The organism is Corynebacterium wankanglinii, assembly GCF_013601005.1.
GTDB lineage: Bacteria > Actinomycetota > Actinomycetes > Mycobacteriales > Mycobacteriaceae > Corynebacterium > Corynebacterium wankanglinii.
The window spans coordinates 529418-556120 of the sequence record NZ_JABFED010000001.1 but is presented as its reverse complement, the minus strand read 5'-3'; the positions used below and the strand labels follow the sequence as shown (position 1 = coordinate 556120).

Annotated in this window: 25 protein-coding genes; 13 read left to right on the top strand and 12 right to left on the bottom strand. The window is 65.3% G+C overall.

Translation table 11 applies throughout. The features are described 5' to 3' along the window. Window positions 1–31 precede the first annotated feature (31 nt). Entirely contained in the window at window positions 32–2218 is a 2187-nt protein-coding gene (locus tag HMA55_RS02745) for an NADP-dependent isocitrate dehydrogenase (protein ID WP_181191528.1), read from the top strand. Between the two features lie 341 nt (window positions 2219–2559). Here the strand turns inward: HMA55_RS02745 and HMA55_RS02740 are convergent, their stop codons facing one another. Then, on the bottom strand, window positions 2560–3498 hold the full coding sequence (locus HMA55_RS02740; RefSeq protein ID WP_181191527.1) for a PDDEXK family nuclease: 939 nt from the start codon (window positions 3496–3498) through the stop codon (window positions 2560–2562). Between the two features lie 129 nt (window positions 3499–3627). On the opposite strand from HMA55_RS02740, the gene HMA55_RS02735 reads away from it, so the two are divergent. After that, on the top strand, window positions 3628–4962 hold the full coding sequence (locus HMA55_RS02735; protein ID WP_181191526.1) for an O-acetylhomoserine/O-acetylserine sulfhydrylase: 1335 nt from the start codon (window positions 3628–3630) through the stop codon (window positions 4960–4962). Next, window positions 4963–6099, top strand: a complete 1137-nt coding sequence (gene metX, locus HMA55_RS02730; RefSeq protein WP_181191525.1) for a homoserine O-acetyltransferase MetX — start codon at window positions 4963–4965, stop codon at window positions 6097–6099. Here the strand turns inward: metX and HMA55_RS02725 are convergent. Next, window positions 6096–6515 (bottom strand): metallophosphoesterase family protein, encoded by a 420-nt coding sequence (locus tag HMA55_RS02725; RefSeq protein WP_181191524.1) that lies wholly within the window; start codon window positions 6513–6515, stop codon window positions 6096–6098. The genes metX and HMA55_RS02725 overlap by 4 nt on opposite strands. Before the next feature lie 769 nt (window positions 6516–7284). On the opposite strand from HMA55_RS02725, the gene HMA55_RS02720 reads away from it, so the two are divergent. Then, window positions 7285–7710: a YjdF family protein gene (locus HMA55_RS02720; protein WP_235961591.1), complete on the top strand. Its 426-nt coding sequence runs from the start codon at window positions 7285–7287 to the stop codon at window positions 7708–7710. Window positions 7711–8081: 371 nt separating this feature from the next. Here HMA55_RS02720 and HMA55_RS02715 read toward each other — a convergent pair whose 3' ends face one another. The 4 genes from HMA55_RS02715 to HMA55_RS02700 all read right to left on the bottom strand — a co-directional run bounded on the left by HMA55_RS02715 (window position 8082) and on the right by HMA55_RS02700 (window position 11086). Further along, on the bottom strand, window positions 8082–8789 hold the full coding sequence (locus tag HMA55_RS02715) for an ABC transporter permease (RefSeq protein ID WP_235961590.1): 708 nt from the start codon (window positions 8787–8789) through the stop codon (window positions 8082–8084). Window positions 8790–8870: 81 nt separating this feature from the next. Continuing rightward, a complete protein-coding gene (locus HMA55_RS02710) occupies window positions 8871–9695 on the bottom strand; it encodes an ABC transporter ATP-binding protein (protein ID WP_257802619.1) in 825 nt (274 codons plus the stop codon). A gap of 117 nt (window positions 9696–9812) precedes the next feature. Beyond that, window positions 9813–10151 carry a DUF3017 domain-containing protein gene (locus HMA55_RS02705; RefSeq protein WP_181191522.1) on the bottom strand — a complete coding sequence of 113 codons (339 nt, stop codon included), beginning with the start codon at window positions 10149–10151 and terminating at the stop codon, window positions 9813–9815. 62 nt (window positions 10152–10213) lie between these two features. Continuing rightward, window positions 10214–11086: a bifunctional methylenetetrahydrofolate dehydrogenase/methenyltetrahydrofolate cyclohydrolase gene (locus tag HMA55_RS02700; RefSeq protein ID WP_181191521.1), complete on the bottom strand. Its 873-nt coding sequence runs from the start codon at window positions 11084–11086 to the stop codon at window positions 10214–10216. An 18-nt stretch (window positions 11087–11104) separates the two neighbouring features. Between HMA55_RS02700 and HMA55_RS02695 the strand changes: the two genes are divergently transcribed. Next, on the top strand, window positions 11105–11575 hold the full coding sequence (locus tag HMA55_RS02695) for a tRNA (cytidine(34)-2'-O)-methyltransferase (protein ID WP_181191520.1): 471 nt from the start codon (window positions 11105–11107) through the stop codon (window positions 11573–11575). Here HMA55_RS02695 and HMA55_RS02690 read toward each other — a convergent pair. The 3 genes from HMA55_RS02690 to HMA55_RS02680 form a co-directional block, all read right to left on the bottom strand. After that, complete coding sequence (locus HMA55_RS02690; RefSeq protein ID WP_181191519.1) at window positions 11522–12910, bottom strand: PH domain-containing protein; 1389 nt, start codon at window positions 12908–12910, stop codon at window positions 11522–11524. The genes HMA55_RS02695 and HMA55_RS02690 overlap by 54 nt on opposite strands. Further along, the gene (locus tag HMA55_RS02685; protein WP_235961588.1) at window positions 12907–13398 is read right to left on the bottom strand and encodes a PH domain-containing protein; all 492 of its coding nucleotides are present in this window, start codon (window positions 13396–13398) and stop codon (window positions 12907–12909) included. The genes HMA55_RS02690 and HMA55_RS02685 overlap by 4 nt, the downstream gene beginning before the upstream one ends. A gap of 231 nt (window positions 13399–13629) precedes the next feature. Further along, window positions 13630–16806, bottom strand: coding sequence for an error-prone DNA polymerase (locus tag HMA55_RS02680; RefSeq protein ID WP_181191518.1), 3177 nt, complete (start codon window positions 16804–16806; stop codon window positions 13630–13632). 168 nt (window positions 16807–16974) lie between these two features. Between HMA55_RS02680 and HMA55_RS02675 the strand changes: the two genes are divergently transcribed. Genes HMA55_RS02675 through HMA55_RS02655 form a run of 5 tightly spaced genes read left to right on the top strand, consistent with a single transcriptional unit; the run spans window position 16975 to window position 21274 of the window. Further along, complete coding sequence (locus HMA55_RS02675; protein WP_181191517.1) at window positions 16975–17871, top strand: MetQ/NlpA family ABC transporter substrate-binding protein; 897 nt, start codon at window positions 16975–16977, stop codon at window positions 17869–17871. Between the two features lie 12 nt (window positions 17872–17883). Continuing rightward, window positions 17884–18771: a MetQ/NlpA family ABC transporter substrate-binding protein gene (locus HMA55_RS02670; protein WP_181191516.1), complete on the top strand. Its 888-nt coding sequence runs from the start codon at window positions 17884–17886 to the stop codon at window positions 18769–18771. Further along, window positions 18772–19800, top strand: coding sequence for a methionine ABC transporter ATP-binding protein (locus tag HMA55_RS02665; protein ID WP_181191515.1), 1029 nt, complete (start codon window positions 18772–18774; stop codon window positions 19798–19800). Beyond that, window positions 19797–20498, top strand: coding sequence for a methionine ABC transporter permease (locus HMA55_RS02660; protein ID WP_181191514.1), 702 nt, complete (start codon window positions 19797–19799; stop codon window positions 20496–20498). The genes HMA55_RS02665 and HMA55_RS02660 overlap by 4 nt, the downstream gene beginning before the upstream one ends. A gap of 5 nt (window positions 20499–20503) precedes the next feature. Next, window positions 20504–21274, top strand: coding sequence for an HAD family hydrolase (locus tag HMA55_RS02655; protein WP_181191513.1), 771 nt, complete (start codon window positions 20504–20506; stop codon window positions 21272–21274). Window positions 21275–21483: 209 nt separating this feature from the next. Here HMA55_RS02655 and HMA55_RS02650 read toward each other — a convergent pair whose 3' ends face one another. Beyond that, a complete protein-coding gene (locus HMA55_RS02650; RefSeq protein ID WP_181191512.1) occupies window positions 21484–22371 on the bottom strand; it encodes a sucrase ferredoxin in 888 nt (295 codons plus the stop codon). A gap of 186 nt (window positions 22372–22557) precedes the next feature. On the opposite strand from HMA55_RS02650, the gene HMA55_RS02645 reads away from it, so the two are divergent. Next, complete coding sequence (locus HMA55_RS02645; RefSeq protein WP_181191593.1) at window positions 22558–23097, top strand: AMIN-like domain-containing (lipo)protein; 540 nt, start codon at window positions 22558–22560, stop codon at window positions 23095–23097. Here the strand turns inward: HMA55_RS02645 and HMA55_RS02640 are convergent, their stop codons facing one another. After that, window positions 23098–24696: a Y-family DNA polymerase gene (locus tag HMA55_RS02640; RefSeq protein WP_181191511.1), complete on the bottom strand. Its 1599-nt coding sequence runs from the start codon at window positions 24694–24696 to the stop codon at window positions 23098–23100. After that, window positions 24693–25445, bottom strand: a complete 753-nt coding sequence (locus HMA55_RS02635; protein ID WP_257802621.1) for a hypothetical protein — start codon at window positions 25443–25445, stop codon at window positions 24693–24695. Before HMA55_RS02635 ends, HMA55_RS02640 begins: the two co-directional genes overlap by 4 nt. A 194-nt stretch (window positions 25446–25639) precedes the next feature. Here HMA55_RS02635 and HMA55_RS02630 point away from each other — a divergent pair, with 194 nt between their 5' ends. After that, the gene (locus HMA55_RS02630) at window positions 25640–26056 is read left to right on the top strand and encodes a hypothetical protein (protein WP_181191510.1); all 417 of its coding nucleotides are present in this window, start codon (window positions 25640–25642) and stop codon (window positions 26054–26056) included. A gap of 147 nt (window positions 26057–26203) precedes the next feature. Beyond that, window positions 26204–26689 carry a PspC domain-containing protein gene (locus HMA55_RS02625; protein WP_181191509.1) on the top strand — a complete coding sequence of 162 codons (486 nt, stop codon included), beginning with the start codon at window positions 26204–26206 and terminating at the stop codon, window positions 26687–26689. The last annotated feature ends 14 nt before the right edge of the window (window positions 26690–26703 follow it).

Sequence of the window (26703 nt, the reverse complement as noted above, 5' to 3'; positions counted from 1 at the left end):
GAAGTCAGACACCTTAAACCTGAGGAGCATTATGGCGAAGATCATTTGGACCCGTACCGACGAAGCGCCGCTGCTTGCGACGTACTCCCTCAAGCCGATCGTGGAAGCGTTCGCGTCCCGCGCCGGCATCGACGTGGACACCGCCGACATCTCGCTGGCCGGCCGCATCCTCGCGCAGTTCCCGGACCGCCTCGGCGACAAGAAGGTCGACGACGCGCTCGCGCAGCTCGGCGAGCTGGCCAAGACCCCGGAAGCCAACATCATCAAGCTGCCGAACATCTCCGCTTCCCTGGTGCAGCTGAAGAAGGCCATCGCCGAGCTGCAGGCCGCCGGCTTTGACATCCCGAACTACGAGGACGCGCAGGAGAAGTACGACGCAGTCAAGGGCTCCGCTGTTAACCCGGTGCTGCGCGAGGGCAACTCCGACCGCCGCGCCCCGGAGGCCGTGAAGAACTTCACCAAGAAGCACCCGCACTCCATGGGCGAGTGGTCCTCCGATTCCAAGACCAACGTGGCCACCATGGATGCTGGCGACTTCCGCCACAACGAGAAGTCCGTGATTATGCCGGAGGCGGACACCCTGACCATCAAGCTCGTCAAGGCTGACGGTGGCGAGGAGGTTTTGAAAGACGGCCTCAAGGTTGAAGCCGGCGAGGTCATCGACGGCACCTACATGTCCGCTCGTGCTTTGGACGCGTTCCTTTTGGACGCCGTCAAGCGCGCCAAAGACGAGGGCGTGCTCTTCTCCGCGCACCTGAAGGCCACCATGATGAAGGTCTCCGACCCGATCATCTTCGGCCACGTCGTGCGCGCCTACTTCAAGGACGTCTACGACAAGTACGGCGAGCAGCTCCTCGCAGCGGGCCTCGACGGCGAGAACGGCCTCGGCGCCATCTACGAGGGCCTGTCCGAGCTGGAGAACGGCGAGGAGATCCGCGCCGCCTTCGACAAGGCCCTGCAGGACGGCCCGGCACTGGCGCAGGTCAACTCCGCCAAGGGCATCACCAACCTCCACGTGCCGTCGGACGTGATCATCGACGCTTCCATGCCGGCGATGATCCGCACCTCCGGCCACATGTGGAACGCCGACGACCAGGAGCAGGACACCCTCGCGGTAATCCCGGATTCCTCCTACGCCGGCGTGTACCAGACCGTGATCGACGACTGCCGCGCAAACGGCGCCTACGACCCGACCACCATGGGCACCGTGCCGAACGTGGGCCTGATGGCAAAGAAGGCCGAGGAGTACGGCTCCCACGACAAGACCTTCAAGGTCCCGGCCGACGGCAAGGTCCAGGTGGTCAACACCGCCGGCGACGTGCTCATCGAGCACGACGTCGAGGCAGGCGACATCTGGCGCGCCTGCCAGACCAAGGACGCCCCGATCCAGGACTGGGTCAAGCTGGCCGTCAACCGCGCACGCCTGTCCGGCATGAAGACCATCTTCTGGCTGGATGAGGAGCGCGCGCACGACCGCAACCTGATCGACCTGGTGCAGAAGTACCTGCAGGACCACGACACCGAGGGCCTGGACATCTCCATCGCCTCCCCGGTCGAGGCCACCAAGACCTCCGTGGAGCGCATCCGCCGCGGCGAGGACACCATCTCCGTCACCGGCAACGTGCTGCGCGACTACAACACGGACCTCTTCCCGATCCTGGAGCTGGGCACCTCCGCGAAGATGCTCTCCGTGGTCCCGCTGATGGCTGGCGGCGGCCTGTTCGAGACCGGTGCCGGCGGCTCCGCCCCGAAGCACGTCCAGCAGGTCCAGGAGGAGAACCACCTGCGCTGGGACTCCCTCGGCGAGTACCTCGCGCTGGCCGAGTCCTTCCGCCACGAGCAGAACACGAACGGCAACGAGCGCGCCGGCGTCCTGGCCGCCGCGCTGGACAAGGCCACCGAAAAGCTTCTCGACGAAGGCAAGTCCCCGTCGCGTAAGGTCGGCGAGATCGACGACCGCGGCTCCCACTTCTGGCTCTCCCTCTACTGGGCAGAAGCGCTGGCAGCACAGACCGACGACGCCGAGCTGGCTTCCGTGTTCGGCCCGATCGCCGAGGATCTGCGCAACAACGCCGAGCAGATTGACCGTGAGCTTCTCGACGCCCAAGGTTCCGCCGCCGACCTCGGTGGCTACTACTGGCCGGACGAGGACAAGACCTCCGCGGTCATGCGCCCGTCCGCAACTTTCAACAAGATCATCGACGCGCTGGAGAAGTAGCTCGCTGATCTGAGATCGGCCGGCCGGGGCTGTGCGCCCTGGCCGGCCGTTTTTTGTTGCTACCCCGCCTCGGGGTGGACGGAGTACTCCCCGGTCCACGGGTTGTGGGTCTGCACTTCGTAGCCGATGCCCTGCTCTGCGGCGCCGTCGAGGAGCAACTGTAGCTCTTTGGCCGGGCCGTCTCACCCAGGACGCTTACCCGAGGATGCTTACCGGGGCTAGATGCTAACCCGAGGATGCTTACTTCTCGGGTAACGCGCGGGGTGAAGCCGGAGGTTCGTCGAGAAGTAAGCGCTTGAGAGTAAGCATCTAGGGACGGGTAAGCATCCTGAAGTAAGCATCTACCCCAGCCGCGCCGCCAGCACCTCGGTGCCGGCCAGCGCAGCCCGAACTTCCGCGATGAACACGTGGGGTTGTTCCCGCAGGAGCTTGGACTCGAACCGCAAGATGACGTACCCCTTGTTGCCGATCCGTTTCTGTCGGCTGAATTCTTTCTTCCACACCTCGCCGACGTCGTCGCCCTCGTATTTGATCTCCCCATCGATCTCGATGATGAGCCATCCCTGAACCAAAAGGTCAGCGAAGTAGCGCTCGATCCTGGCTTGGGCGACCACCGGCCCGATCCCAGCCTCGATCAACAACCCTCTGGCCAGGGATTCGTACGCCGAATCCGAATTCGGTATGGCGTGTTCCAAACACTTCCGAGCCACACCGATCCCCTTCGCCCGTCCCATCTTCCGGATCTCGTTTTCAATCGCGTCCCTTTCAATGCCGCGACGCAGCAGATAGTCGGCGGCGATGAGCCCTTCGATGAACCCGTGGTAGCGGGCGATATCGATGAATGAGCGGGTCGGGGTGGTGATGCAGTGTCCTTCGTAGATCAGCTGTTCGTCGCGCCGAAGCTTGGAAAACCGAAACGTGTAGCGCCCACTTTGGGCTCGGCTCTGCGACACACTCCGCGACGGCAGCGCCACTTCCACCGGTTCCTCCCCACGCGAGATCACCCACATACCCAGTTTCCGCGCCGCCGACCGCCCCACCAGTACGGCGGCGTTGCTCACCATAGCGGCGGCCTCCACGCGCAGCCACTGCCGTTCGTGGTACTTCAACCCACCCCACGTCGCGGCCGGGAACCACACGGCAGGTTCCAGCTCCACGAACTTCCCATCCGGGAAAGTGTCGTGCGTGAGCCTTCGCCTATCCACGAGCTCCGCCCTCAACTCCTCTTTCCGTTTTTCCCAACGCCCCAGTTCATGCGTGTCTTCTCGGTCCATCCCCATGCCATTGAGACGCACGGAACCCCGCCACGGTTCCCTAACGGGTTTATATTCATCCAAACGCACAGCGCAGCAACCCCGAATAGACCGCTTGGTACGCAACGACAGACTAAGCGGACTACATTGCATGCCATGACGAACTCGAAGCAGAAGTACGACAACTCCAACGCCAGCGAATGGTCGTTCGGCACCCGCGCCATCCACGCCGGCCAGCAGGTGGACCAGGATTACGGCGCGCGCAACCAGCCGATCTACATGACCACCAGCTACGTCTTCGACGACGCGCAGCACGCCGAGAACCGTTTCAATCTCTCGGACGCGGGCCCGATCTACACCCGCCTGACCAACCCGACGCAGCAGGCGCTGGAAGACCGCCTCGCGTCGCTGGAAGGCGGCGTGGCAGCCACCGCGTTCGGCTCCGGCATGGCCGCGGAAACCGCCGCGATTCTCACCCTCGCGCAGGCGGGCGACCACGTGGTTACCTCCCCGCGCCTTTACGGCGGCACCGAGACGCTCTTCCAGCACACGCTGCCGAAGCTGGGCATCGACTTCACGTTCGTGGACAACCCGGACGACCCGGAAAGCTGGCAGGCCGCGGTCAAGCCGAACACGAAGGCGTTCTACGGCGAGACCTTCGGCAACCCGATCGCGGACGTGCTAGACATCCCGGCGGTCGCGGAGGTGGCCCACAATAGCCAGGTGCCGCTGATCGTGGACAACACCATGGCCACCGCTGCCCTGGTACGCCCGCTGGAGCTGGGGGCGGACATCGTGGTCATTTCCACCACGAAGTTCTACACCGGCAACGGCGCGGCCATCGGTGGCGCGATCGTCGACGGCGGCACGTTCGACTGGACCGTTCAGCGCGACGGCGAGGATGTCTTCCCGCTGTTTACCGTCCCCGATCCGGCGTACCACGGCCTGAAGTACGCGGACCTCGGCGCGCCCGCCTTCGCGTTGCGCGCCCGCGCCGGTGTGCTGCGTGACACTGGCGCCGCGATTTCCCCGTTCAATGCCTGGGTGGCACTGCAGGGTATCGATACGTTGGCGTTGCGCGTCGAAAAGCACAACGCGAACGCGAAGAAGGTCGCTGAGTTCCTGAACGCCCACGACAAGGTGGCCAAGGTCAACTACGCCGGCCTGGAGAGCTCGCCGTACAAGGCCACGCAGGAGAAGCTGGGGTTGAAGTACACCGGTTCGGTGCTCAGCTTCGATATCGCGGGCGATGCGGACGACCGGGCCGCTGCGTGGAAGTTCATCGACGCACTGAAGCTGCACTCCAACCTGGCCAACATCGGCGACGTCCGCTCCCTGGTGGTTCACCCCGCCTCCACGACGCACTCGCAGTCGGATGCCGCGGGCCTTGCGCGCGCCGGCATCACACAGGCCACCGTGCGCTTGTCCGTGGGCATCGAGGATATCGACGACATCATCGCCGACCTCGAGCGCGGCTTCGCGGCGGTCTAAATGCTGGCTGCGGAAGGCGAGCTGGCCACCATCGCCATCGGCGATCTGCACACCGAGGCTGGCGCGGTGATCCAGGATGCGCACATTGCCTATCGACGTTGGGGCGTTCCGCGCGGCGACCTCGACGGCAAGAACAACATCCTGGTCGTCGAGCACGCGCTCACCGGCGACTCGGACGCCTCCGAATGGTGGTGCGAGGCTATCGGTCCCGGCAAGGCGCTCGACACCGACGAGTGGTGCGTCATCTGCACCAACGCGCTGGGTTCCTGCTACGGCTCCACCGGACCAGCCAGCGACCACCCAGACGGCGGCGTGTGGGGCTCGAGGTTCCCGGCGATCACCATGCGCGACATGGTGCACGCCGAACGGGCGTTTTTGCAGCAACTGGGCATCAGCCGCGTCCATGCGATCATCGGCGGCTCGATGGGCGGCGCACGCACGCTCGAGTGGACGCTGCTCTATCCCGAGCAAGTTGACTACGCGCTTGTGCTGGCTGTGTCGGCCCGCGCAAGCGCCTGGCAGATCGGTATCCAGTCCGCCCAGATCACGTCGATCACCCACGACCCCGATTGGCAGGGCGGGGATTACCACGGCACTGGCCGTTCACCCGATGCCGGCTTGGCTGCGGCGCGGCGCATCGCGCACCTGACCTACCGGGGCGAGCTGGAGATCGACGAGCGCTTCGGTACCTCCGCCCAGCCCGGCGAAAACCCGCTCGGCCCCTTCCGGGACGACGGCCAGCGCTTCGCGGTCCAGTCCTACCTCGAGCACCAGGGCAAAAAGCTCACCGAGCGTTTCGACGCCGCCTGCTACGTCACCCTCACTGAGGCGTTGAACCGCCACGACGTGGGGCGCGGCCGCGGCGGGCTGAACAAGGCGCTGGCGTCCTCCACCGTGCCCACCATGATCGTGGGCGTGGACACCGACATCTTGTACCCGTATCACCAGCAGGAACACCTCTCCCGCAACCTGGGCACCCTGCTCGCCATGGCGAAGCTGTCCTCCCCCGTGGGCCACGACGCGTTTTTGGTGGAGGCCCGCCAGATGGACCGGATCCTGCGCAACTTCATTACCTTGACCCGGGAGACACCGTCCGCACGAGAAGTTGCCGCCGAGCGCGGCGCCTACGATATCTAAAGGTCCGCTACCCGCACCTTTTCACCGTCCGCGGTGGCCAGGTAGGACCTGTCCATGCCGACCCAGCCGGCAAACGGGGCGTCGGAAAGCGTGATGCGTTTGTGTACATGCCCGAGCAGCCACGCGCCGTAACCGCAGGCGGCAAGCTCGTCGCGGGTGCACGGCAGGCACGAGTTGTTGGAATATTCACCGGTGACGGAGGTATGCAAAAGGCCCAGGTTCGGGGCTTCTTCCACCGGCGCCGGGAACTCGGGGACGAGCCGGCGCGGGTCTCGGTCCACCTCCACCGCGGCGGTGTGCAGCGCCCACCCACCCGCCCGGATGGTCTGGGGCTCTTGCCTTGCGACGATCACGCCGCACGGGATAATCCCAGTGAGGTCGTGGTGCACGTCGTGGTTGCCAGCGATGAACACCACCGTGTCGAACAACTCGAGCCCGCGCGTGAAAAACCGCGCGACCTCCCCATATGTGGCATCGGTGAAGCGCTTGCGGACGATTCTGGTTCACAATCATGCCCCACTACTTGTGGTGGGGTGTGGGCGTGACTTCCTCGTCGGTGCGCGGTAAGGCCCGCGCGTGACGTGGGTCGTCCCGCGCGCCCTTTTCGGGCGAGCGGACAACCCTACGACGCAAAGGGAGGTAGACAATGGGTAAACACTCATTGAATACACCCGGTCGCAAAAGAAAAGACCTTGACGCCACGGAAGCTTAGCTGGCTCGATGTGGCAATCAAGGTCATAACACTTGCGACCGTAACAGTGAAGCTCATTGCAGTGATGCTTCACGTGGGTCTTTAAGGCCCGAGGGTCTCAACGAGTAGCCACTCGTTGGGGCCTTTTTATTGTGCAGACGCAATTCAAAGGTGAACTGTGCTGTCACTTTTAGGTTAATGCGCGCGCTACAGTTTCGCAATACTCCCACACTGGGCACCCACTGTCTCTTCTCCGGCTTAGGTATTCATTCCCGCCACAAATGACTTTTCATGACATCGGTTGGCTGCGTTCTCTGCCCCTAGGGTGTGTTAGCGTTATCCCCCGTAAGATCCTGATGCGCGAAACGCACAGTCTCAGTAGGAAGTCTGAGCGATAGCACTAACCAGTGCTATCCGTCGCTTTAACTCTTGCTCTCATGAGAGTTAAAGAATCCGGCGTCGTCAGGTCCGCTTTAGCGTACCTGGAGACAACTATGCCTGCTCAATTCACCCTTTATCATGATGGACAATTTTGGTGCGGAGTTTACGAGACTTCCAGTAACAACCAACTCCGCGCCGTCCGAGTAGTTTTCGGCCCAGAACCTAATAATGCCGAACTATATGAGTGGCTACTCGTCAATGGTTCTTCCCTAGTCAAACGTGCTCATTGCTCCGTACCTATACCTGGCACTATTGAAGAGCCACAGCGAGGAAATCCCAAACGCCTACAGCGGAAAGTCAATAAGGAACAACGTAAGACTTCAGGGGTGTCCTCGAAAGCCCAAGAAGCAACAAAGTTAAATTTCGAACTAGCTAACGCAAACAAGAAGAAAGCTTCGCAGATCGCTCGGCGCGAAGAAGCACAACGGAAATTTCAGATCCGTGCTATGAAAAAGAAGGCCAAACATAAAGGCAAGTAGTCGAAGGCGTTAAAGCGAAGTTGCCATACAGTGCGAGCAAAGCTGTGTAGTCGTGAGTCAACTTATGTGCACGTACTATCCCCGCTATATGTCTGCAAGGACAAAGGGCGCCCCTAGCCTGGTGGGGGACGCGTCAAATCGGAAGATTTATGTCGTTTGAGCTTGGCGTTTCCCCGTGGCATATGAATATGAACATGCACTTTAGAGGTGAATAGAACTTAAGAATAGGGGGTAATTGGGGGTAATACTTAGAATATCTTTACTGCAAGCTGTGCATACTATAAGTGGCTAAGTTAGGATAAAACTGTTTCAGGCAGAGGCAAAGACATCTAACACTTAGGTCTTGAAGCCCGCCGACCCGCAGCGTGTAGCTACCGAACTGACGTGCTACGCCCCTGCCACCACCGGATCAGCACGAGCACGGCGGTGGAGGTGCCCACACCGATGAGCGTCATCGCCATGGCCTCGGCGCGGTGGCCCTGCTCAAACTGGTTCAGAATCCACGGTGCGAGCAGGTTGATGCGCGTCGGCCGGATCAGCGAGGACATGACCAGCTCGCGGATGCCCACGAAAAACGCGAGCAGCCAGCCGGCGAAGATTCCCGGCGCAAGCATGGGCAGGGTGACGCGGGTAAAGGTCTGCCAGGATGACGCGCCGGCGACAGCGGAGGCTTCAGACATCGTCGGCGGCATGGCGGCGGCGGAGGTCTTGATGTTGTGCACCGCCATGGGCACGAACAGCACCGTAAACGCCATCACGAGGATCAGCTGCGAGCCGTAAGGGGTAAATGGCAGCTTCGGAGAGTTCCACAGCAGGATGAAGCCAATGGCCAGCACGATGCCAGGCACGGTGTCCGGAGCGACGGACAAGAAGTCGGAAAAGCGCGCGGGCCAGCGGCGGCTGCGCATGGTAAACACCGTCACCGCCAGCGCTAGGATTACGGCGGTGGTCGCACCGATCGCGCCGAGCACGATAGAGCGTGTCAGCGCCTCCTGGCCGGACAGCATGGTCAAAACGTTCTGGAAGTAGTCGAGCGTGAGGTTATCCAGTTTCGGCGGCTTGGAGCGCAGGATGGTCATCGCCGCCAAAAATGATCGAGATGTAGGGGATGAACACACAGAGTACGAACACGATCGCGGTGTAGATCCAGGCAAAGGCCATCATGCTTCTCGACGGCCGAAGGTTGACCGCCCTCGACACCCGCCCGCCGGATGCAAATACCCCGCGACCGGCCCACTGCTGCACCGCCCACGCCAATACGCCGAGGGTGACCGGGGTGCCGAATTCGCCCGCGGCCTTGATGAAAACGATGAGCGCACCGAGCGAGTACGGCCCGACCACCGGTTGCCGGCGTGCATCACCGCAACGCGGTCCGACATGGCCAGCGCCTCGGACTGGTCGTGTGTGACGTAAATGACGGTGAGGTTGAGCTCGTAGGCCAGGCGGGTCAGCTCCGAGCGGATCTGGGTGCGCAGGGCTGCGTCGAGGGCAGACAGGGGCTCGTCCATAAGCAACAGCTCCGGGTCGGACACCAAAGCACGCGCGATGGCGACGCGCTGCTGCTGACCGCCGGAGAGCTCGTTCGGGCGCTGCTCGGCCTTCGCGCTGATGCCCACCATGTCCATCGCACGGGCTACGCGCTCCTCGCGCTCGGCCTTGGCTACCTTCTTCTTGCCGGTGGTCAGCGGGAACTCGACGTTTTTAGCCACGGTCATGTGCGGCCACAGCGCGAGGTCCTGGAACACCATGGATAGGTTGCGTTTGTTCACCGGCACGTTGACCAAAGGGCCGAAGACCTCGCGGCCGGCGAACTCGATCACGCCCGCGTCCGGGGTTTCCAGGCCCGCGATGCAGCGCAGCAGGGTGGACTTGCCGCAGCCGGAGGGCCCGAGGATGGAGACGAACTCGCCTTTCGCGATGTCCAATGAGGTTTCGTGGAGACCAGTGCCGTCCGCGAACTCCCTGCGCACCCCGCGCAGAGCCACCTGCGCTACGTCGTTCGCTTTAGTTTTTGCGCCACTGTCCACATTCGCTCGGGCACATTACGGAATTTATGTGTCCCGGCAACATCTTTTCGGTGAATTCAATGTGAACACTTGACGCTACGACCCTAGGGCGTCCACCGACCAGGACAGCCACAACATGGCCGCGCCGAGAGCGGTGGTAAACAGCGCGTCGAAGCGCCTCGAGCGCACCGCCACCAGACCGATCACCTTCGAATCGCAGGTCAGGCGCATCACGGTCAGCCACAGCAAGGCCGTGCCGAGCGTGAACGTGGCGCGGCGCCAGTGCTCCGTGGCGGCGTAGACGCCCGAGAGCACAAACCCCGCCACAAACAGCCCAATCATCACGCGCTGCACCACCACCGGCAGCGGTGAGGCGACGGCGCCGCGGTCGTGAGGGTTATCCAGCGTGAGCCTGTCCGGAAGCTCTGTACTCAAACGGTCGCTCAACCGGTCGTCCCCAGGCGGCTGAATCCTGCTGCTGGCCAAACCGGCGCGCCCTAGCTGGCGTCCTGGCCGATCCCGGCCTGGCGTTCTGCGCTTTCCACGATGTTGCGTACCAAGAACGTGCGCGTCATCGGGCCCACGCCGCCCGGGTTCGGCGAGACCCAGCCCGCCTTTTCCCACACGTCCGGGTGCAGGTCGCCGACGGTTTTTCCGTCGACGCGGGACACGCCGACGTCGAGAAGCGCCGCACCCTCCTTGATCATGTCGGCGGTAATCATGTGCGGCTTACCCGCGGCGGCGATGATCACGTCGGCGCGGCGGGTCTCGGCGGTGAGGTCCTTCGTCCCCGTGTGGCACAGCACGGCGGTCGCATTGACGTTGCGGGAGGTGAGCATGAGCGAGATCGGGCGGCCTACCGTGACGCCGCGGCCGATGACGCACACGATCGCCCCGTCCAGATCCACGCCGAAGCGCTCCAGCAGTTTGATGGAGCCGTTCGGGGTGCAGGGCAGCGGTGCGGGCTCGTTCAGCACCAGCTTGCCCAGGTTGACCGGGTGGAGGCCGTCAGCGTCCTTATCCGGGTCGATAAGTTCCAGTACCCGGTTTTCGTCCAGGTGCTTCGGCAGCGGCAGCTGGACGATGTAGCCGGTGACGGCCGGGTCCTCGTTGAGCTCGCCGATGAGCTGCTCCAGCTCTTCCTGCGTACAGTCGCCCGGCAGCTCCTTCATAATGGACGCGATCCCCAGCTCCTCGCAGTCCTTGTGCTTCATGCGCACGTAGTTCTGGCTGGCCGGGTCCTCCCCCACAAGCACGGTGGCCAGGCCCGGGGTGATGCCGTATTCCTCCTTGAGGCGGGCAACACGCTGCTTCAGGTCCGCGAAAATCTCCTCGCGGTAGAGTTTTCCGTCCAGTTTGATCGCAGTCACGGCCCCAATCCTAGACTGTTGGGCGTGCTCCACCTGATCTACGACAACCCGGCCATCGGCGGTAACGCAGGCGCCGCCATCCGCCTCGCCGCGAACACCGGGGCGCAGCTGCATTTCGTTGAGCCGTTGGGCTTCAACTTCGACGACAAGCACCTCAAGCGCGCGGGCTTGGACTACCACGATTTGGCCGATGTGCTCATCCACCCAGACATCGACGCCTGCTTCGACGCCATCCCAGATTCCCGCATCTTTGCGTTCACCGCGCACACCGAGCACCACTTCCACGAGGTGGCCTACCAGGACGGGGACGCGCTGCTGTTCGGCAACGAGGCCAACGGCATTCCCGAGGCACACCTTGAGCACCCGCGCATCACCCGCCAGGTGCGCATACCCATGCTGCCGGCGCGGCGCAGCATGAACCTGACCAACTCCGCGTCAGTCGCCGTTTACGAGGCGTGGCGCCAGCTCGGCTTCGTCGGCGGGGTCTGACAGCGGGTCCGTCACCTGCATCGGCGGGAGCTTGCGGGCACGAAGCTTATCGACGATCTCCCGCGCCTGGCCCTCCCCCACATCGCGCAGTGAAACGCTGAACGGACCCGGGACCAAATCAAGGTCCACGTTGGCCAGGCCCAGCGAGCGTTGCAACGGCCCCTGCTCGAAAGCCAGCTCCTGGATGTGCGGGGTCTCCACCATCTGGTACCAGCGGCCCAACCGGCCCGCGGTGACCGCCACGGCGCCATCGCGCACCTTGACCGTCTGGCGCTTCCAGTCGATCGGCGAGATCCACCGCGCGTTGCGCGGCGAGCAGTAGTCGGCCGTAGAAAGGTCCGTCAGGTCGCTGCCGGTCAGTGGCCCGATCGCGTCTGCCACCGCCATGGCCTGCTCCCACGTCCCCACCGGCAGCAGTTTCGACGTCCCTGTCGCCTGGTTGCGCTCCGAGCCGTAGCCGGCCACCAGGACGGACACCGTCCACCAGCCGAAGAGCCGCCAAAAAATGGGCTGGCGCAGCTGCACGGCGTGGATGCGGCTGCGGGGCACCGCTTGTCGACGCCGGTTGGCCAACCCGTACGTGAGGTGGAACATCTCGCCTTCCTTGGTGCAGGTAAAGCGCCAGGATTGGTCGATGGTGCGCCAGATCCGGGGCAAGAACCCCACCACAACCGGGATGATCGCGGCTGCGGACAGATCCGTCCAGATCGGCACGACCGCCCACGCGATGGTAAACAGCGTGGACATTTGCAAGGCGGTGCCGATCAGCGATCTGTGGATGGGGACGGGAGGGACGAGGTGGGGGCCGAAGGTGGCGTCGATAGGCAACTGCTTCTGCGCACCGCCGATGCGGCGCAGCAGTTGCGCGCGAACCTCCTCCGCCTCATCGTGCGGCAGGTAGGTGATGTCGATGGCGGATTGGGAGTTCCCGGCGGCTTCAATGCGCACGGACGCCAGGCCGAACAGGCGCGGCGCGAACGACTCGATCACGTCAACGGCCTGAATACGGTCAAACCGCGCGGCGCGCACCTGGTTGGTCAGCACGCCGCGGCGCACCTCCACCTCATCCTCGCCAATTTTGAAGCCGCTGCGGCGCCACCAGATTTGAGAGACGGCGAAGATCACCGCCAGCGCCGCCACCACCCCGCCGGCCGCCCACGCGATGTCGCTTACGCCGACGTTCTCCCGCTGCGCCCAGTGGTAGATGGGCATGGTGAAGTTGAACAGGGCGATGGTGGCGAGTGCCAGGGCGAACGTCCAGACGCGAAGCAACGGCGTCAGACGGTGAACCTGACGGTACCCCTCCATACCGGGGGTGGTGTGCAGGCGGCTCACAGCCCGCTCATCCGCTCGCGGGCTTTGACAGCGAGACGGTCGCGCAACGCATCGGCGTCGTCGGCGAGCAGGCCCGGAAGATTTGAGTCCGACGAGCTCGACGCCGTGTGCACCTTGAGCTCTTTCAGGCCGAGCGAGCGGGAGACCGGTCCAGACTCCACATCCACGAACTGGATGCGCCCGTACGGGATCACCGTGATGGTGTGGAACATCTTGCCTTTGCTCAGCACCAGCTCAGCGTCCGTTTCCAGCCAGCCCATGTTGCGCACCTGGAACGGGATGAGGAAGAACCGCCAGATGAAAAAGACGGCAAAGGCACCCAGCGGGATGAGAAAGCCCCAACCCCACTCCCGGTAACACAGGTACAACCCGCCGCAGACGATGAGCATCCAGATGGTGTTGCCCACAAACTTCGGCCACATCAGCTTCGGTGAGACCTTGTGCATCTGCTCCACCGAGGTGGGCAGGGGCTGGATCGCATCTGACATGGCGATTACGCTACCAGCCTGGGCTGTCGCGGCCCTGGCTGCAGATGCTTACTGCAGGATGCTTACCCGCCCAGATGCTTACCCCAGGATGCTTACTCTTCGACATCCGATCTTCGGCGGGGTTGGCGTCCACTCGAGCAATAAGCGTTTAGGAGTAAGCGTCCTGCCTCGGTAAGCACCCTGGAGTAAGCATCCTGCCTGGTTTCTGGGCCCAAGTGCGAGAGGTCACCGTCACCGGAAGTCCCGGGACCCGCGCGAGAGCAGCTCCCCCATCGCCAGCGGCTCCAGCCGGTCCGCCACCACGGAGACAGCCCCGGAGGCGTTCTGCACAACCCCGCGCACCACCAGTGCCTTGGCGGTGCGCGCCAAGACCCGCTGCTTGTTCCACAACCCAACGGAGATGACCACGTTGATCAGACCTGTTTCGTCCTCCATGCCCAAAAAGGTCACCCCGCCTGCGGTTTGCGGGTGCTGGCGGTGCGTGACCACGCCGGCCACGCGCACGCGGGTGCCGTCTTCGACCCCGTGCAGCAGCTCTGACGCCGGCACCACCCCCTGCGCCGACAGTGCCGAGCGCACCATCTCCACCGGCATCAGCCCGGGGGTGACACCGGTGGCCGCAACGTCGGCGGCCATCAGCTCGAACGGGTTCATGCCGGGAAGCGACGGTGCCACCACGGACGACAACCCGGGCAGCATCCCCTCACGCTCGGTGGCGGCCACGCCCGCCTGCCACAGCGCCTGTCTACGGGTCACCCCGAAGCAGTCCAGCGCCCCCGCCCGGGCCAACGCCTCGACGTGCTCCACGGACAGGTCGGCCCGGCGCGATAGGTCCGCGATATCCGCAAACGGGGCGGCCTCCTCCACACGCAACGCCGCGTCTTTGCCTAAGCCCCGCACCAGGTTTAAGCCGACGCGGATTGTGGAGGAATCCACGCACCGCGCCTCGCACCCGGACTCGTTCACATTCACCGGCAGCACTTCCACCCCGTGCCGGCGTGCGTCCTGGATGAGGGACTGCGGGGAGTAGAACCCCATCGGCTGCGCGCGCAGCAGCCCCACGCAAAACTGCGCCGGGTAATGGCGCTTAAACCACGCGGAGAAGTACACCAGGGAGGCGAACGACTGGGAGTGCGACTCCGGGAACCCGTAGGCGGCGAAGGCGACGATCTTCTGCCACAGCCCTTCGGCGACGTCCGAACCAATCTCGTTGGTGCGCCAGCACCCTTCGAAAAAGCGCGACTTCAACGCCGCCATTTTCGCAGGTGAACGCTTCGAGCCCATCGCCCGCCGCAACGCATCAGCCTCCCTCCCGGAAAACCCGGCGGCGTCGACGCAGATCTGCATGAGCTGCTCCTGAAACAGCGGGATGCCCAGCGTTTTGCCTAGGGCGCGCTCGAGCACAGGGTGGTCGTAGGTCACCGGCTCCAGGCCGTCGCGGCGCCGCAGGTACGGATGCACCGAGCCGCCCTGGATCGGGCCCGGGCGGATCAGGGCGACCTCCACCACGAGGTCGAAAAACCGGCGCGGTTTCAGCCGGGGCAGGGTGCCCATCTGCGCGCGGGATTCCACCTGGAACACGCCGACGGAATCGGCGCGGCAGAGCATGTCGTACACGCGGGCGTCGTCCAGCGGCAGCTCCCACAGGTGCACCGTGCGGCCGGTGGTCTCCTCCACCAGGTCCACCATGTGGTGCAGCGCCTCCAGCATGCCCAGGCCGAGCAGGTCGAACTTGACCAGGCCGGCCGAGGCGCAGTCGTCCTTGTCCCACTGCACCACCGAGCGGTGTTCCATGCGCGCCCACTCCACGGGCACCACGTCGGCGATGGGGCGGTCGCAGATCACCATGCCGCCGGAGTGGATGCCCAGGTGCCGGGGTTGGCCTTTGAACTGGGCCGCCAGCTTCTCCACGGCATCCGGCACCTCCGTCATCCCCTTCGCCCAACTATCGGCCGCGCCCTGGGCGAACCCGAGCGCCCGCGCCGCGTCGCGCACCGCGCCCTTCGTCCGGTATGTGATCACGTTGGCCACCTGCGCCGCGTTGTCGCGCCCGTAGCGGTTGTATACGTACTGGATGACCTCCTCGCGCCGGCCGGATTCGATGTCCAAGTCGATGTCGGGCGGGCCGTCGCGGTCGGGCGACAAGAACCGCTCGAACAGCAGCCCCGCCTCGATCGGCTCCACGTTGGTGATGCCCAGCGCGAAGCACACCGCCGAGTTCGCCGCCGAGCCGCGCCCCTGGCACATGATGTTCTCGCGCGCGCAGAAATCCACCAGGTCGTAGACGATGAGGAAGTAGCCGGGAAAGTTCAGTTCCTCGATCACCTCCAGCTCGTAGCGGATCTGGGCCATTGCTTGACGACGCACCTCCGGCCCCCTCCCCGCATACCTAAACTGGGCACTTGCCAGCGTGAGCCCCCGCAAATGGTCCATCTCGCTGCGCCCGTCCGGCGTGGGGTAGCGCGGCAGCTCCGGCGCCACCAGGTCGAGGGTGAACGCGCACGCTTGAGCAAGCTCCACGCTGTAGGCCAACTTCGGCTCGCAGCCGGGCAACATCCGCGCGAGCTGTTCGCCGGAGCGCAGCCAGTTCGCCCCCATCGGGTGCAGGTCCCCGTGCGCCTGGCGTAGTGACTCGCGCCGGGCCAGTGCCCGTTTCGCCGCGGCCAATCGAGCCTGGTCCCGGGTGGCCGCGGCGGGGGCGGCGGTGACAATGGCCGGCAGGTGCTCCACTCGGTTTAACACCCGATCCAGCGCCGCGTGCCGGTCCGCGTCTTCCGGGGTCATGGACACTTCGTACTCCAGGACTACGTTGGCCGCACCGAAGGCGTCGATAAGGTGATCGATTTCATCCACCCACTGCCACCCGGCGAGCACCACGCACGTACCGCCCAGCCGGTCGCCGATGAGCTCCAGCGGCGGGTAGGCCACCTTGTCCTTTTCGCGTGTGGCCATGTGCGCATCCGCCATCAGGTGCGACAGCCGCTTGTACCCCTCAGGCCTACGCGCGATCACGGGCAAAATCTTGTCGCCCAAGGTCAGCTCCGCCCCGAAGACGGTGTCCAGCCCCGCCGCCGCTGCGGCCTCAGCGAACTTCACCGCACCGTAAAATCCGTCCCGGTCCAGCAGGCCGACGGCATCTAAACCCAGCTCGACCGCTCTGGCGACAAGGTCCTCCGGCTCACTCGCCCCGCCGAGGAAGCTATAGGAGCTCACGGCGTGCAGCTCCGCGAACGGGACCGTCGATAAGCGTCGCTCGCGCGGCGGCGGGGACGCTGCCCCCACTTCGCCGTACGCGCCGCCCGCGGGAGTGCCGGTGTGTCCTACCGGCACCGGCTCCGGGCCGGGGCGGCCGGAGAGAATGCGTTCCAGCCGCGACCACGACAGCGGCGCTCCCCCGTTGAATCTCATGCAACAAACGCTAGCACGGTTCGAAACTGCGTTCTAGTCACCGGGGAACAGCCTCCCGCACGGCAAACAGACAGCTCAGTAGACGATCAGGCCAGAAAATAGACTAAGCGGTATATCGGGTGCTAGATTCTCACCCGTCATACATTCCCCATACCCAAGGAGACCCCAATGCGTATCAAGCGCACCCTCGCAACCGTTGCCGCGGCTGCCCTGGCCACCACCGGCTTGGTCGCCTGCTCCAACGAGTCCAATGACTCCGCAGACACCGCCGCCAAGGACGGCGAGAACGTCACCGTCAAGATCGGCACCACCGAGGCCGACCAGGAAGCGTGGCGCGTGTTCAAGGACCTGGCCAAGGACAACGGCATCACCCTGGACATCGTCTCCTTCTCCGACTACTCCCCGGTCAACGAGGCACTCGCCCAGGGCGAGCTGGACGTGAACAAGTTCCAGCACATCAAGTACCTCGCCGAGTACAACAAGGCCTCCAACAACGACCTGCGCGTCGTCGGCTCCACCGAGATCGTGCCGCTGGCACTGTTCTGGAAGGACCACGACTCCATCGACGGCATCGAAGGCCAGTCCGTCGCCATCCCGAACGACCCGTCCAACCAGGGCCGCGCCATCAACGTGCTGGTCCAAGCAGGCCTGCTCACCCTGAGGGACAGCGTTGCAGACGAGCTGGCCCCGACCCCGGCCGACATCGACACGGCCGCGTCCAAGGTCACCGTCGTCCCGGTGGACGCCTCCCAGACCCCGTCCGCGTACAACGAGGGCCGCCCGGCGATCATCAACAACACCTGGCTGGACCGCGCCGGCATCGAGCCGGGCCTGGCCGTGTTCCAGGACGACCCGGAGTCCAAGGAGGCAGAGCCGTACATCAACGTCTTCGCCGCCCGCGCCGAGGACATCGACGACGAGACCCTGAACAAGCTGGTCGAGCTGTGGCAGACCCCGGAGGTCGCCGAGGCCGCCGCCAAGGACTCCAAGGGCACCTCCGTGCCGGTCTACCGCGACCAGGCCGAGCTCAACGACATCCTCGACCGCCTGCAGGACAAGAAGTAAAGGAGCACGCGCATGCGCATCAACCGCGTGATCGCCGCAGCTGCGGCATCTCTCATCGCCGCCACCGGGCTGGTGGCCTGCTCGTCGGAGACGGAAACGACGTCGTCAAGCAATGGCGACGCTGTGACCGTGAAGATCGGCACCACCGACGCCGACCAGAAGGCGTGGAGCGTCTTCGCCGACGAGGCGCAGAAGGCGGGCATCGACCTGGACATCGTGCGTTTCTCGGAATACCCGCAGGTCAACCCGGCGCAGTCCGAGGGCCAGATTGAGATCTCGAAGTTCCAGACCATCAACTACCAGGCCCAGTACAACGCCACCTCCGGCAAGGACCTGCGCATCATCGGCTCCGGCGAGATCAACGTCCTCGGCCTGTACTGGAAGGACCACGATTCGATCGACGGCATCGAAGGCGAAGAGGTCGCGATTCCCAACGACCCGTCCAACCAGGGCCGCGCCATCAACGTGCTGGTCCAGGCGGGGCTACTCACCCTGCGCGACGGCGCCCCGACGCTGACCCCGACCCCGGCGGACATTGACAAGGACGCCTCGAAGGTCAAGGTCGTGGCCGTGGACGCCTCCCAGACGCCGAACGCGTACAACGAGGGCCGCCCCGCGATCATCAACAACAACTGGCTGCAGCGCGCCGGCATCGACCCGTCCACCTCCGTGGCCGCGGACGACCCGAACTCCGAGCTGGCGGAGCCGTACATCAACGTCTTCACCGTCTCCGGCGACGACCTGGACAACCAGACCTACGAGAAGCTCGTGGACGTCTGGCAGTCCCCGGAAGTCACCGCCGCACTCGACGAGGACTCCAACGGCACCGCCGTGCAGGTCCAGCGCTCCAAGGAGGAGCTCAACGAGATCCTCGACCGCCTCGTGGAGGAGTACAAGTAAATGGCCAACACCGGCACCCGGATTGAGTTCCGGAACGTATCCAAGGTCTTCAAGACCAAAGACCGCGAGGTCAAAGCCGTCGACGACGTCACGCTGACCGTCGAACCGGGCGAGATCCTCGGCGTGATCGGCTATTCGGGTGCCGGCAAGTCCACGCTTGTCCGCCTCATCAACGGCCTTGACATGCCCACCAGCGGGCAGCTGCTCCTCGACGGCACCGACGTGGTCGGCATGCCCGAGCGCAAGCTGCGGGAGATCCGCCGCAACGTCGGCATGATCTTCCAGCAGTTCAACCTCTTCTCCTCGCGCACCGCCGCCGGCAACATCGAGTACCCGCTCAAGCTCGCCGGCATGGACAAAAAGGAGCGCCAGCGCCGCGTAGCCGAGCTATTGGACTTCGTCGGTTTGGGCGAGCGCGGGCAGAACTACCCGGAGCAGCTCTCCGGCGGCCAGAAGCAGCGCGTGGGCATCGCCCGTGCGCTGGCCACCAACCCGTCGCTGCTGCTTGCCGACGAAGCCACGTCCGCCCTCGACCCCGAAACCACCCAAGAGGTCCTCAGCGTGCTGCGCCGGGTGAACGAGGAGCTCGGCATCACCATCGTGGTGATCACGCACGAGATGGACGTCATCCGCTCCATCGCCGACAAGGTCGCGGTGATGGAAAACGGCCGCGTGGTGGAGTACGGCAGCGTCTACGACGTGTTTGCCAACCCGCAGACCGCCGTGGCCCAGCGCTTCGCCGCCACCAGCCTGCGCAACCGCCCGGACGAGGTGGAGGCGCGCGAATTGCTGGCCAAGCCCGGTCGCCTGTTCACCGTGGACCTGTCGGAGGATTCCGGTTTCTTCGGCGCCGCCGAGCAAGCCCGCAAACGCGGCGTGGTGGTTGAGCCTGTGCACGCCGGTATCGCCACGTTGCAGGAGCGCTCCTTCGGCAAAATGACAGTCCGCCTCAACGGCGACAACGACGCCATCAACGAGTTTGTGTCCACGCTGCAGCGAAACACCGAGATTGAGGAGATCACCCGATGAACCCGACGACTTCAGGCGTAACCGAGTACATCCTCGCAGAGCCCAACTGGGACACCCTCGGCCCCACCTTCCTCGAGGCCATCGGCGACACCATGTGGATGGTGGCCATCACCATGGTCATCGGCGGCTTCTTCGGCCTGCTCCTGGGCATCTTCCTCTACACCACCCGCCCAGGCGGCATTCTGCAGAACAAGGCGGTCTACACCATCATCAACGTGGCGGTGAACTTCTTCCGCCCCATCCCGTTCATCATCATGATCGCGATGCTCTACCCGCTGACCCTGCAGGTGGTGGGAACCACCATCGGCCGCGGGGCAGCGACGTTCGTGATGTGCTTCTCCGCCACCTTCACCGTGGCCCGCATCGTGGAGCAGAACCTCGTGGCCATCGACCCAGGCGTGATCGAGGCAGCGCGCTCCATGGGTGCGAGCCCGTGGAAGATCATCTCCTCAGTGATCCTGCCGGAGGCGCTTGGCCCGCTCATCCTGGGCTACACTTTCATCTTCATCGCCGTGATCGACATGTCCGCCATGGCCGGCTACATCGGCGGCGGCGGCGTTGGTGACTTCGCCATCGTCTACGGCTACCGCGCCTTCGAGCCCCAGGTCACCTGGGCTGCGGTGCTGGTCATCGTGGTCATCGTGCAGCTGGCGCAGTTCCTGGGCAACTGGCTGTCGAAGAAAGTTATGCGACGATAGGTCGCATGAAGGTAGCGGCGTTCGATTTCGACGGAACACTCCACCACCCGCCCCACGGGTTCGACCCGAAGGACGTCGCGGCGATAGATGCCTGGCGCAAAGCCGGGCATCTTGCCATTTCTGCCACCGGCCGCTCCCGCACGGCACTCGCCCACGGCATGGCCGGCAGCCCGCTCAAGTTTGACTACCAGGTGCTGTCCAATGGCGGGTCCGCCACCGACGGTGCGAACACCGAGCTCATCTTCGGCCACGAGGTCGCAGGCGACATCATCCGCCAGGCGCTGGACCAGTTCGGCCAGCGAAACGGCTTGGCCATCTTCGGCACCACTCTCGGCCATGTCGACGGCGTCTTCTCCAACACCACGGGTGCCTCCCACGACTTCACCGCCCACTTCACCCCGATGACGCTTGCGGACATCCCCGACCACCGCTTCGCCGTCATCCCCATCTGGGTTCCGGGCCGCTCGCGCCTGCGCGCGGAGGTCGTCGAGTGGGCGCAGGCGCTCGGCAGCGTCGAGGTCGCCCAGAACCAGGATTACATCGACCTCATGGCGCCGGGCCGTTCGAAGGGCGTCGGCATCGCGCAGCTTCTCGACGAGCTCCGCATCCCCCGCCAGTCCATCCAGCTCTACACATTCGGCGATTCCTGGAACGACCTGCCCATGCACGCCATCGCGGACGTGTCCCACAGCTTCCACCACTCCCCGGACGAGGTGCGGGGAGCCACGGACCACGTCATCGGCTCCGTGTCGGAGGTCTTGCGCGAGTACCTGTAGCCCCTCGCACAGGGCGGTATAGCGACCGGGCGGGCGCTGCTATACCACCCTGTCACGCCGCCAGCGTTTTCCCAGGTGAAATTGATAACCGTTTCCAATTGCGGCGATGCGGTATAGCAGGCGGGATTCGCCGCTATACCGCCCGCGACGGCGCCGCCGGATCTGCGGGGAGACCGCCGCGGACGGGACCTCCAACACCGCGGTAGTACTTATGCCCCCGGACCCGCAGACGTGACGGATACCGCAACCCAGGCCGCGCCTTCCTTGGGCGCCTTCCCACACGAGTCCACCACCCCAAAGACGGTGCGCTGCTCCAGCTGCACGTCGAACACCTCACCGGATGCGGTATCCGTGACAGCCACAGACTCGCCCGCCCCCGCAGCGACAGCGAACTGCCCGTAGTGCGCTCCTGGCACCTCGACGGCCACGGCAAGTTCCGCCACCTGCTCAATCGGGGCCAGAGTGCCGCGCCCGCGATTGCCGGGCACGAAGTAAAGCCCATCCCCCGCGGCGGCCAGCATGGCCTCAGTGGCTTCCACGTTCATGCGTCCGAAGCTGTAGGCCCACGGCATAAGCAGCATGGTCGGCGCAAACCGGTGGCCCTTGATGTGGGAGGTTTCCCACACAATGTCGTTGCCTGGTCCGAACGGGTGGCGCTCGTGCAGGGCGTTGACCAGCGGGCGCCCCTTCACCGCGCAGCACTTGTCGCGCTTGGCGTGGGTGCAGATGAGCAGCAAGGGGCGATCGCGCTTAACGGCCCCGTTGCGGCCCGGCCCCGACAGGTCCAGATCCAGGAGGGCCTCTGGGCCGTCCACGTGCATGACCTCTGTGACGCCTTCGTCCGCGAAGACGAGGTAGAGGTGGTGGTCGCTGATGTTGCGCCCCTCGCGCGTTGGATGGCGGATCAGCAGCAGCGTGGCGTCGTGCTCATCGAGCATCGGCGCGAGCTGGTCGGTGAGTTCCCCACCGAGCGCGGCGTCGCCCATGACGTCGCGGGGCCAGGCCTCCGGCCACTCGAAAAGCACGTACACGGAGCCGGGCTTCGCGGTTCCCGGCAACGGCTCGACCTCGACATCGGAGCAGGGCAGTTCTCGCATGGCACCACCATAGCTAAGTGTGCCCTAACCTGTAATTTCCCTCTTGGACAACGCTCCAAGATATAACGGTTATGTAACCATTTTCTTTTTGGGCCAGATTCTTTTTGATCTCTCCGCGCCGCTGGCTACGGTGGCGGAGTGCTGAAAAATTCCGGTTCCCCCCGCGCGGCGTTCGCGGGCGCGTGCATGGCGGCGGCAGTCGCGTGCGGCGCCTGCGGCGTCCCCAGCAGCGGGCCCGGAGAAACGCTGTCGGGCAGCCTAGCGTCACCCTCCACGAAGGTGCAGCCACTCGGCACCGCGGACCCGGCCCCGAAGACGCAACGCCCGTCGGAGCCGGCGCAGCTGGCCGTAGTCGGGGTGCGCGTGGGAGCCCACGAGGGTTTCGACCGGGTAGTGGTCGACCTGGAAGGCGAGGGCGAGCCCGGCTGGTTCGTGGATTACACCTCCACCCCCATGCAGGAGACCGTGGGCCAGCCGCTGCAGGTGGCGGGCAACTCGTTCCTCAACATCAACGTCGACGGCACCGTGTACCCCTTCGAGTTGGGCAAGGACAACACCGTCCCGGTCACCATGGCGGGTGATACCGGCAACGTCATCGACGTGATCAGCGCCGGCACCTACGAGGGCCGCAGCCAGATCGTGGTGGGCCTGCGTTCGGAGCTGCCCTACTCCGTGCAGGTGCTCAAAGATCCCACGCGCGTTGTCGTGGATATCGTGCAGAAGTAGTCAGTACACCGCCTCCACGCGCCAGCTGCGCCTGCTCCACACCAGCAGCCACCCTGTGGCGTCACCGTCTTCCCCGCCCTCGCGTCCGATGACCTGCATGCGCGCCACCCTGCCCGCGGGCAGGTCGGTTTGCGTCCACCAGTCCGCGTCCACGGGCCAGGGGCCGGCCCACCCGGTAACCAGGTACCGTTTTTCACCCCAGGCCAGCCCGTACGGTTCGGCGTTGAGCAGGGCTTCGGCGGTGACGATGACGGGGGCACCGGAGGCGTCGATAAGCATGATGCGCGAGGCGGGGTGGTCGATGCCGCCGCCGAGGCGCGCGGGCAGGGGTGCGAGGATCGCCCCGGGCCACGATTGCCTATCGACGTCCTCCGGCTCCTCCCCAAACGGCACCATCTGCACACGCTCAGCCACTCCCCGCCCGCCGACGAGGCGCGGTTGGAGCACCGCGTCGATGCCGAGCTGGGATTGCACGCGCTCCACCACGCGCCGCGCGGTGTCCGTGGACGCGCCGTCGGCCCACAGCTCGCCGACCGGCTCCGGCGCGGCGAATTCCAGCGGCTCGAGGATGAGACTGGTGATGGCGCCTCCCTGACCGTCCTGACCGTCCTGCCCGTCCTGCCCTCCCTGAGCGGAGCGAAGGGAGGTCAGCCAGCCGTCGAGCTGCCAGCGCACCCGGTCCGCGGTGGCCGCCTCGGTGAGCGCCTCGCGGGTGCGCCAGACGCGCTCGACTCGGGTGCCGTCGCCGAGTTCTGCCACCACTTTCAGGCGCAGGCAGTTGCGGCCGGTCGCTTTGAGCCGCTCGTGCAGGCTGGCGGCCAGGGCGCGGGCGGCAAACGCGGCGGCGTCCACGCGCTCGATGGGGTCTTCGGGCGTGATCGCCACCGCCAGGTCTTCCACCGGCAGCTCGGGCGCGACGCGGCGGTCCGGCGCAGCGGACGCAATGCGGTGCATGCGCATCCCCTTCGTGCCAAATCGGGTGGTCACCGCGTTCGGCGGCAGTTTCGCCAGCTCCCCGAGGGTGGAGATGCCCAGCTGGCCAAGAGCCTTGACGGTGTCCATGTCGGCGGCGAGCGCCTCCTCCGCCACCAGCACGCCCAGCGGCTGCGCGGCCAAAAACGCTGCCGACCCGCCCGGCGGGACCACCTGGGAGGCGCGCGCGGCGATCAGCGCGGTGGCGATCTCGTCGGCGGCACCTACCTGGGTGTCGATGCCGCGGCGCGAAGCTGCGTCGATAAGCATCTCGAGCGCTTTGTCCTCGGTGCCGTGGAAGCGGCCGGCGGCCTCCACGTCCACCACCACGAGCCCGGGGCGCACCACCTCCACGCTGGCGGCGACCTCGTCGAAGCTGGCTGCGAGCGAGGCGAACATGCGCCCGTCGCGGTCCGGGTTGTCGTCTATCACCGTCAGCTCGGGCGCGGCCGCCTGCGCGTTGCGCACGCGCATGCCCCGGCGGATGCCCACCTGGCGCGCGGCGTGCGAGCACACCTTCACCCGGTGCTGCGCCGCGATCGCGATCGGCTCGCGCAGCTCGTCGCCCGATTCCAGCCGCGCCGCCTGCACCGGCCAGTCCGGGAACCACAGCGCCGCGGCCCTCATGTGACGGCCCTAAGCCTTCGCTTCTCGACGCCTCCGGCACCCACAGCGCCAAGCGTCACCCTCGCGCTGGCAGGCCGGTACCCTTTCGTCTCCGCACGCACGTCGAAGTCGATGCCGGTGATGCGCCCGGCACCCCGGCCGATGCCGTGGAATTGCGCGAGCTGGCCCGTGACGGTCAGCGCCGGCGAGGGCACTTGAACGTTCACGCACACCAGCGCGGCCTGGCCTTTGCGGATCCGGGCAAGCAGGGGGCGGGCGCGCACCGGGGTGAGTTGGAACGGGCTGCGGGTGCGCAGGACAACCAGATCGAGGCCCTCGGCGAGCACGCCCGCCACACTCAGGTCGTCCAGCCCCGCGTCCGGCACCGCCACCACCCGCTCCAGCGCGTCTGTGTCACCGTCTGTACCGATGCCGGCGTACGACAACTCCGGCCACCCCACCACGCCCGCGCGCCCGCCGGCCTGCACCACCTGGCCGATCATCTCTACGATCAGCGCCGGGGTGTCGCTCACATGTGTGACGGCCCGCCGCGGGAGCCCGCCGTTCGGCAGCACGAGCGAAAGCCCGCCCGCTACAGTGAGGGTCTCCGCATCCTCGACGACCTGTTGCGGAACCTCCCCGCCGAGAGCGGCCATGCGGGCGCGCAGCTCGGCGATCTGGTCGGCGCGCGACTGCTGAGCTGGCGGTTCATCCACAACCGCCAGGTCCGCCGCCGCTGTCGACGCAGCTCGAATAGGTGTTCCACTCACGCCAGATAGTATGCACCCCAGGGCCGACACGGGCAACGTTCCTGGTCGAACATACTTACGCACAAAGGGCGCTTACTCGAGGACGCTTATCCCTCAAGTGGAAGGCAAAACCACCCCACGCACCACTTGAGAAGTAAGCAGGAACGAGTAAGCATCCTGTCTCAACGCCCTGCGCCCTGGTAACGTCCCCCGCCATGATCCCGATCAGCGCAGCAGAGGCCCGAAGCCGCGTCACCCCGATCCCCACCCCGACCGCTGTTCGAGCGCTGGGTTCGCTCGGCGTGGGCGGGTCCATCGGCGTGATGGTGTCACAGGCGCCGCTGGGCATCAAGGCGGTTGTGGCGATCCTGTGCGTCGTTGGCGCCGTCGCCGTCACGCTGCTGCACCCCTACCGCAAACAGCTCCGGGCGTTCGCGGAGGAGAAGAACGTGGCGCGGGTGCCGTCGATAGGCATGATGCTGCCGCTCATGCTGTGGTGGCTGGCGTTCATGCTCGCCCCGCTGGCCCACTGGCCCGCGGTGGGCGCGTGGGTTGCGGGCGTGCTGGCGGCCGCGGCGGCTTGGGTGCTGTACCCGCACGTGGACGGCTCCCGGCGCCTCGCCTACGCGTAGTTCTACTAGAAAGGTTCTACTCGAAAGGCTTTCGAGTAGACGTGTTTCCGCAGCTCAACCTAGAAACATTCGGTTTCGAGTAGCTTTCGAGTAGCTATCGAGCTGCCCCGGCTGCGCCAAGCGCCGAATGTGCGGATAATGGCGCGCATGACTCAAGGATCTTCGACGTCGCTCAAGCACATGTGGGACACCCGCCCGCACCGCATCCCGAAGGACGCGGGCGGACGCGCCGTCATCGCCGGGGTATGCGTCGGCTTCGGCCAGCGCTACAAGGTTGATCCGGTGGCTGTGCGTATCGCGTTTGTCATCCTCGGGCTCGCGTTCGGCGGCGGAATCTTCGCCTACCTTTTGTGCTGGATGTTCATGCCGCGCGTGGGGCTGAACATCACGCCTGCCAAGGCGATTGTCACACCGAAAGAGCAGCTCAGCCCGCGCGAGATCGAAGAACGCAAGCCCGGCTGGTGGCTGCTCATCGGCCTGATCGTGTTCCTGCCCGCACTGAGTCAGGCGGCGGACGTGCGCGGCGCGCTTATCAGCTTCGTCGCCTTCTTCTTCGTCTGGTACGTCACCTACGCGAGCAACCCCGAGCCGCCGGCGGACCCGAACGGCAACGACCTGGTCTGGCGCGGCTAGCGGCAGGACCGAAC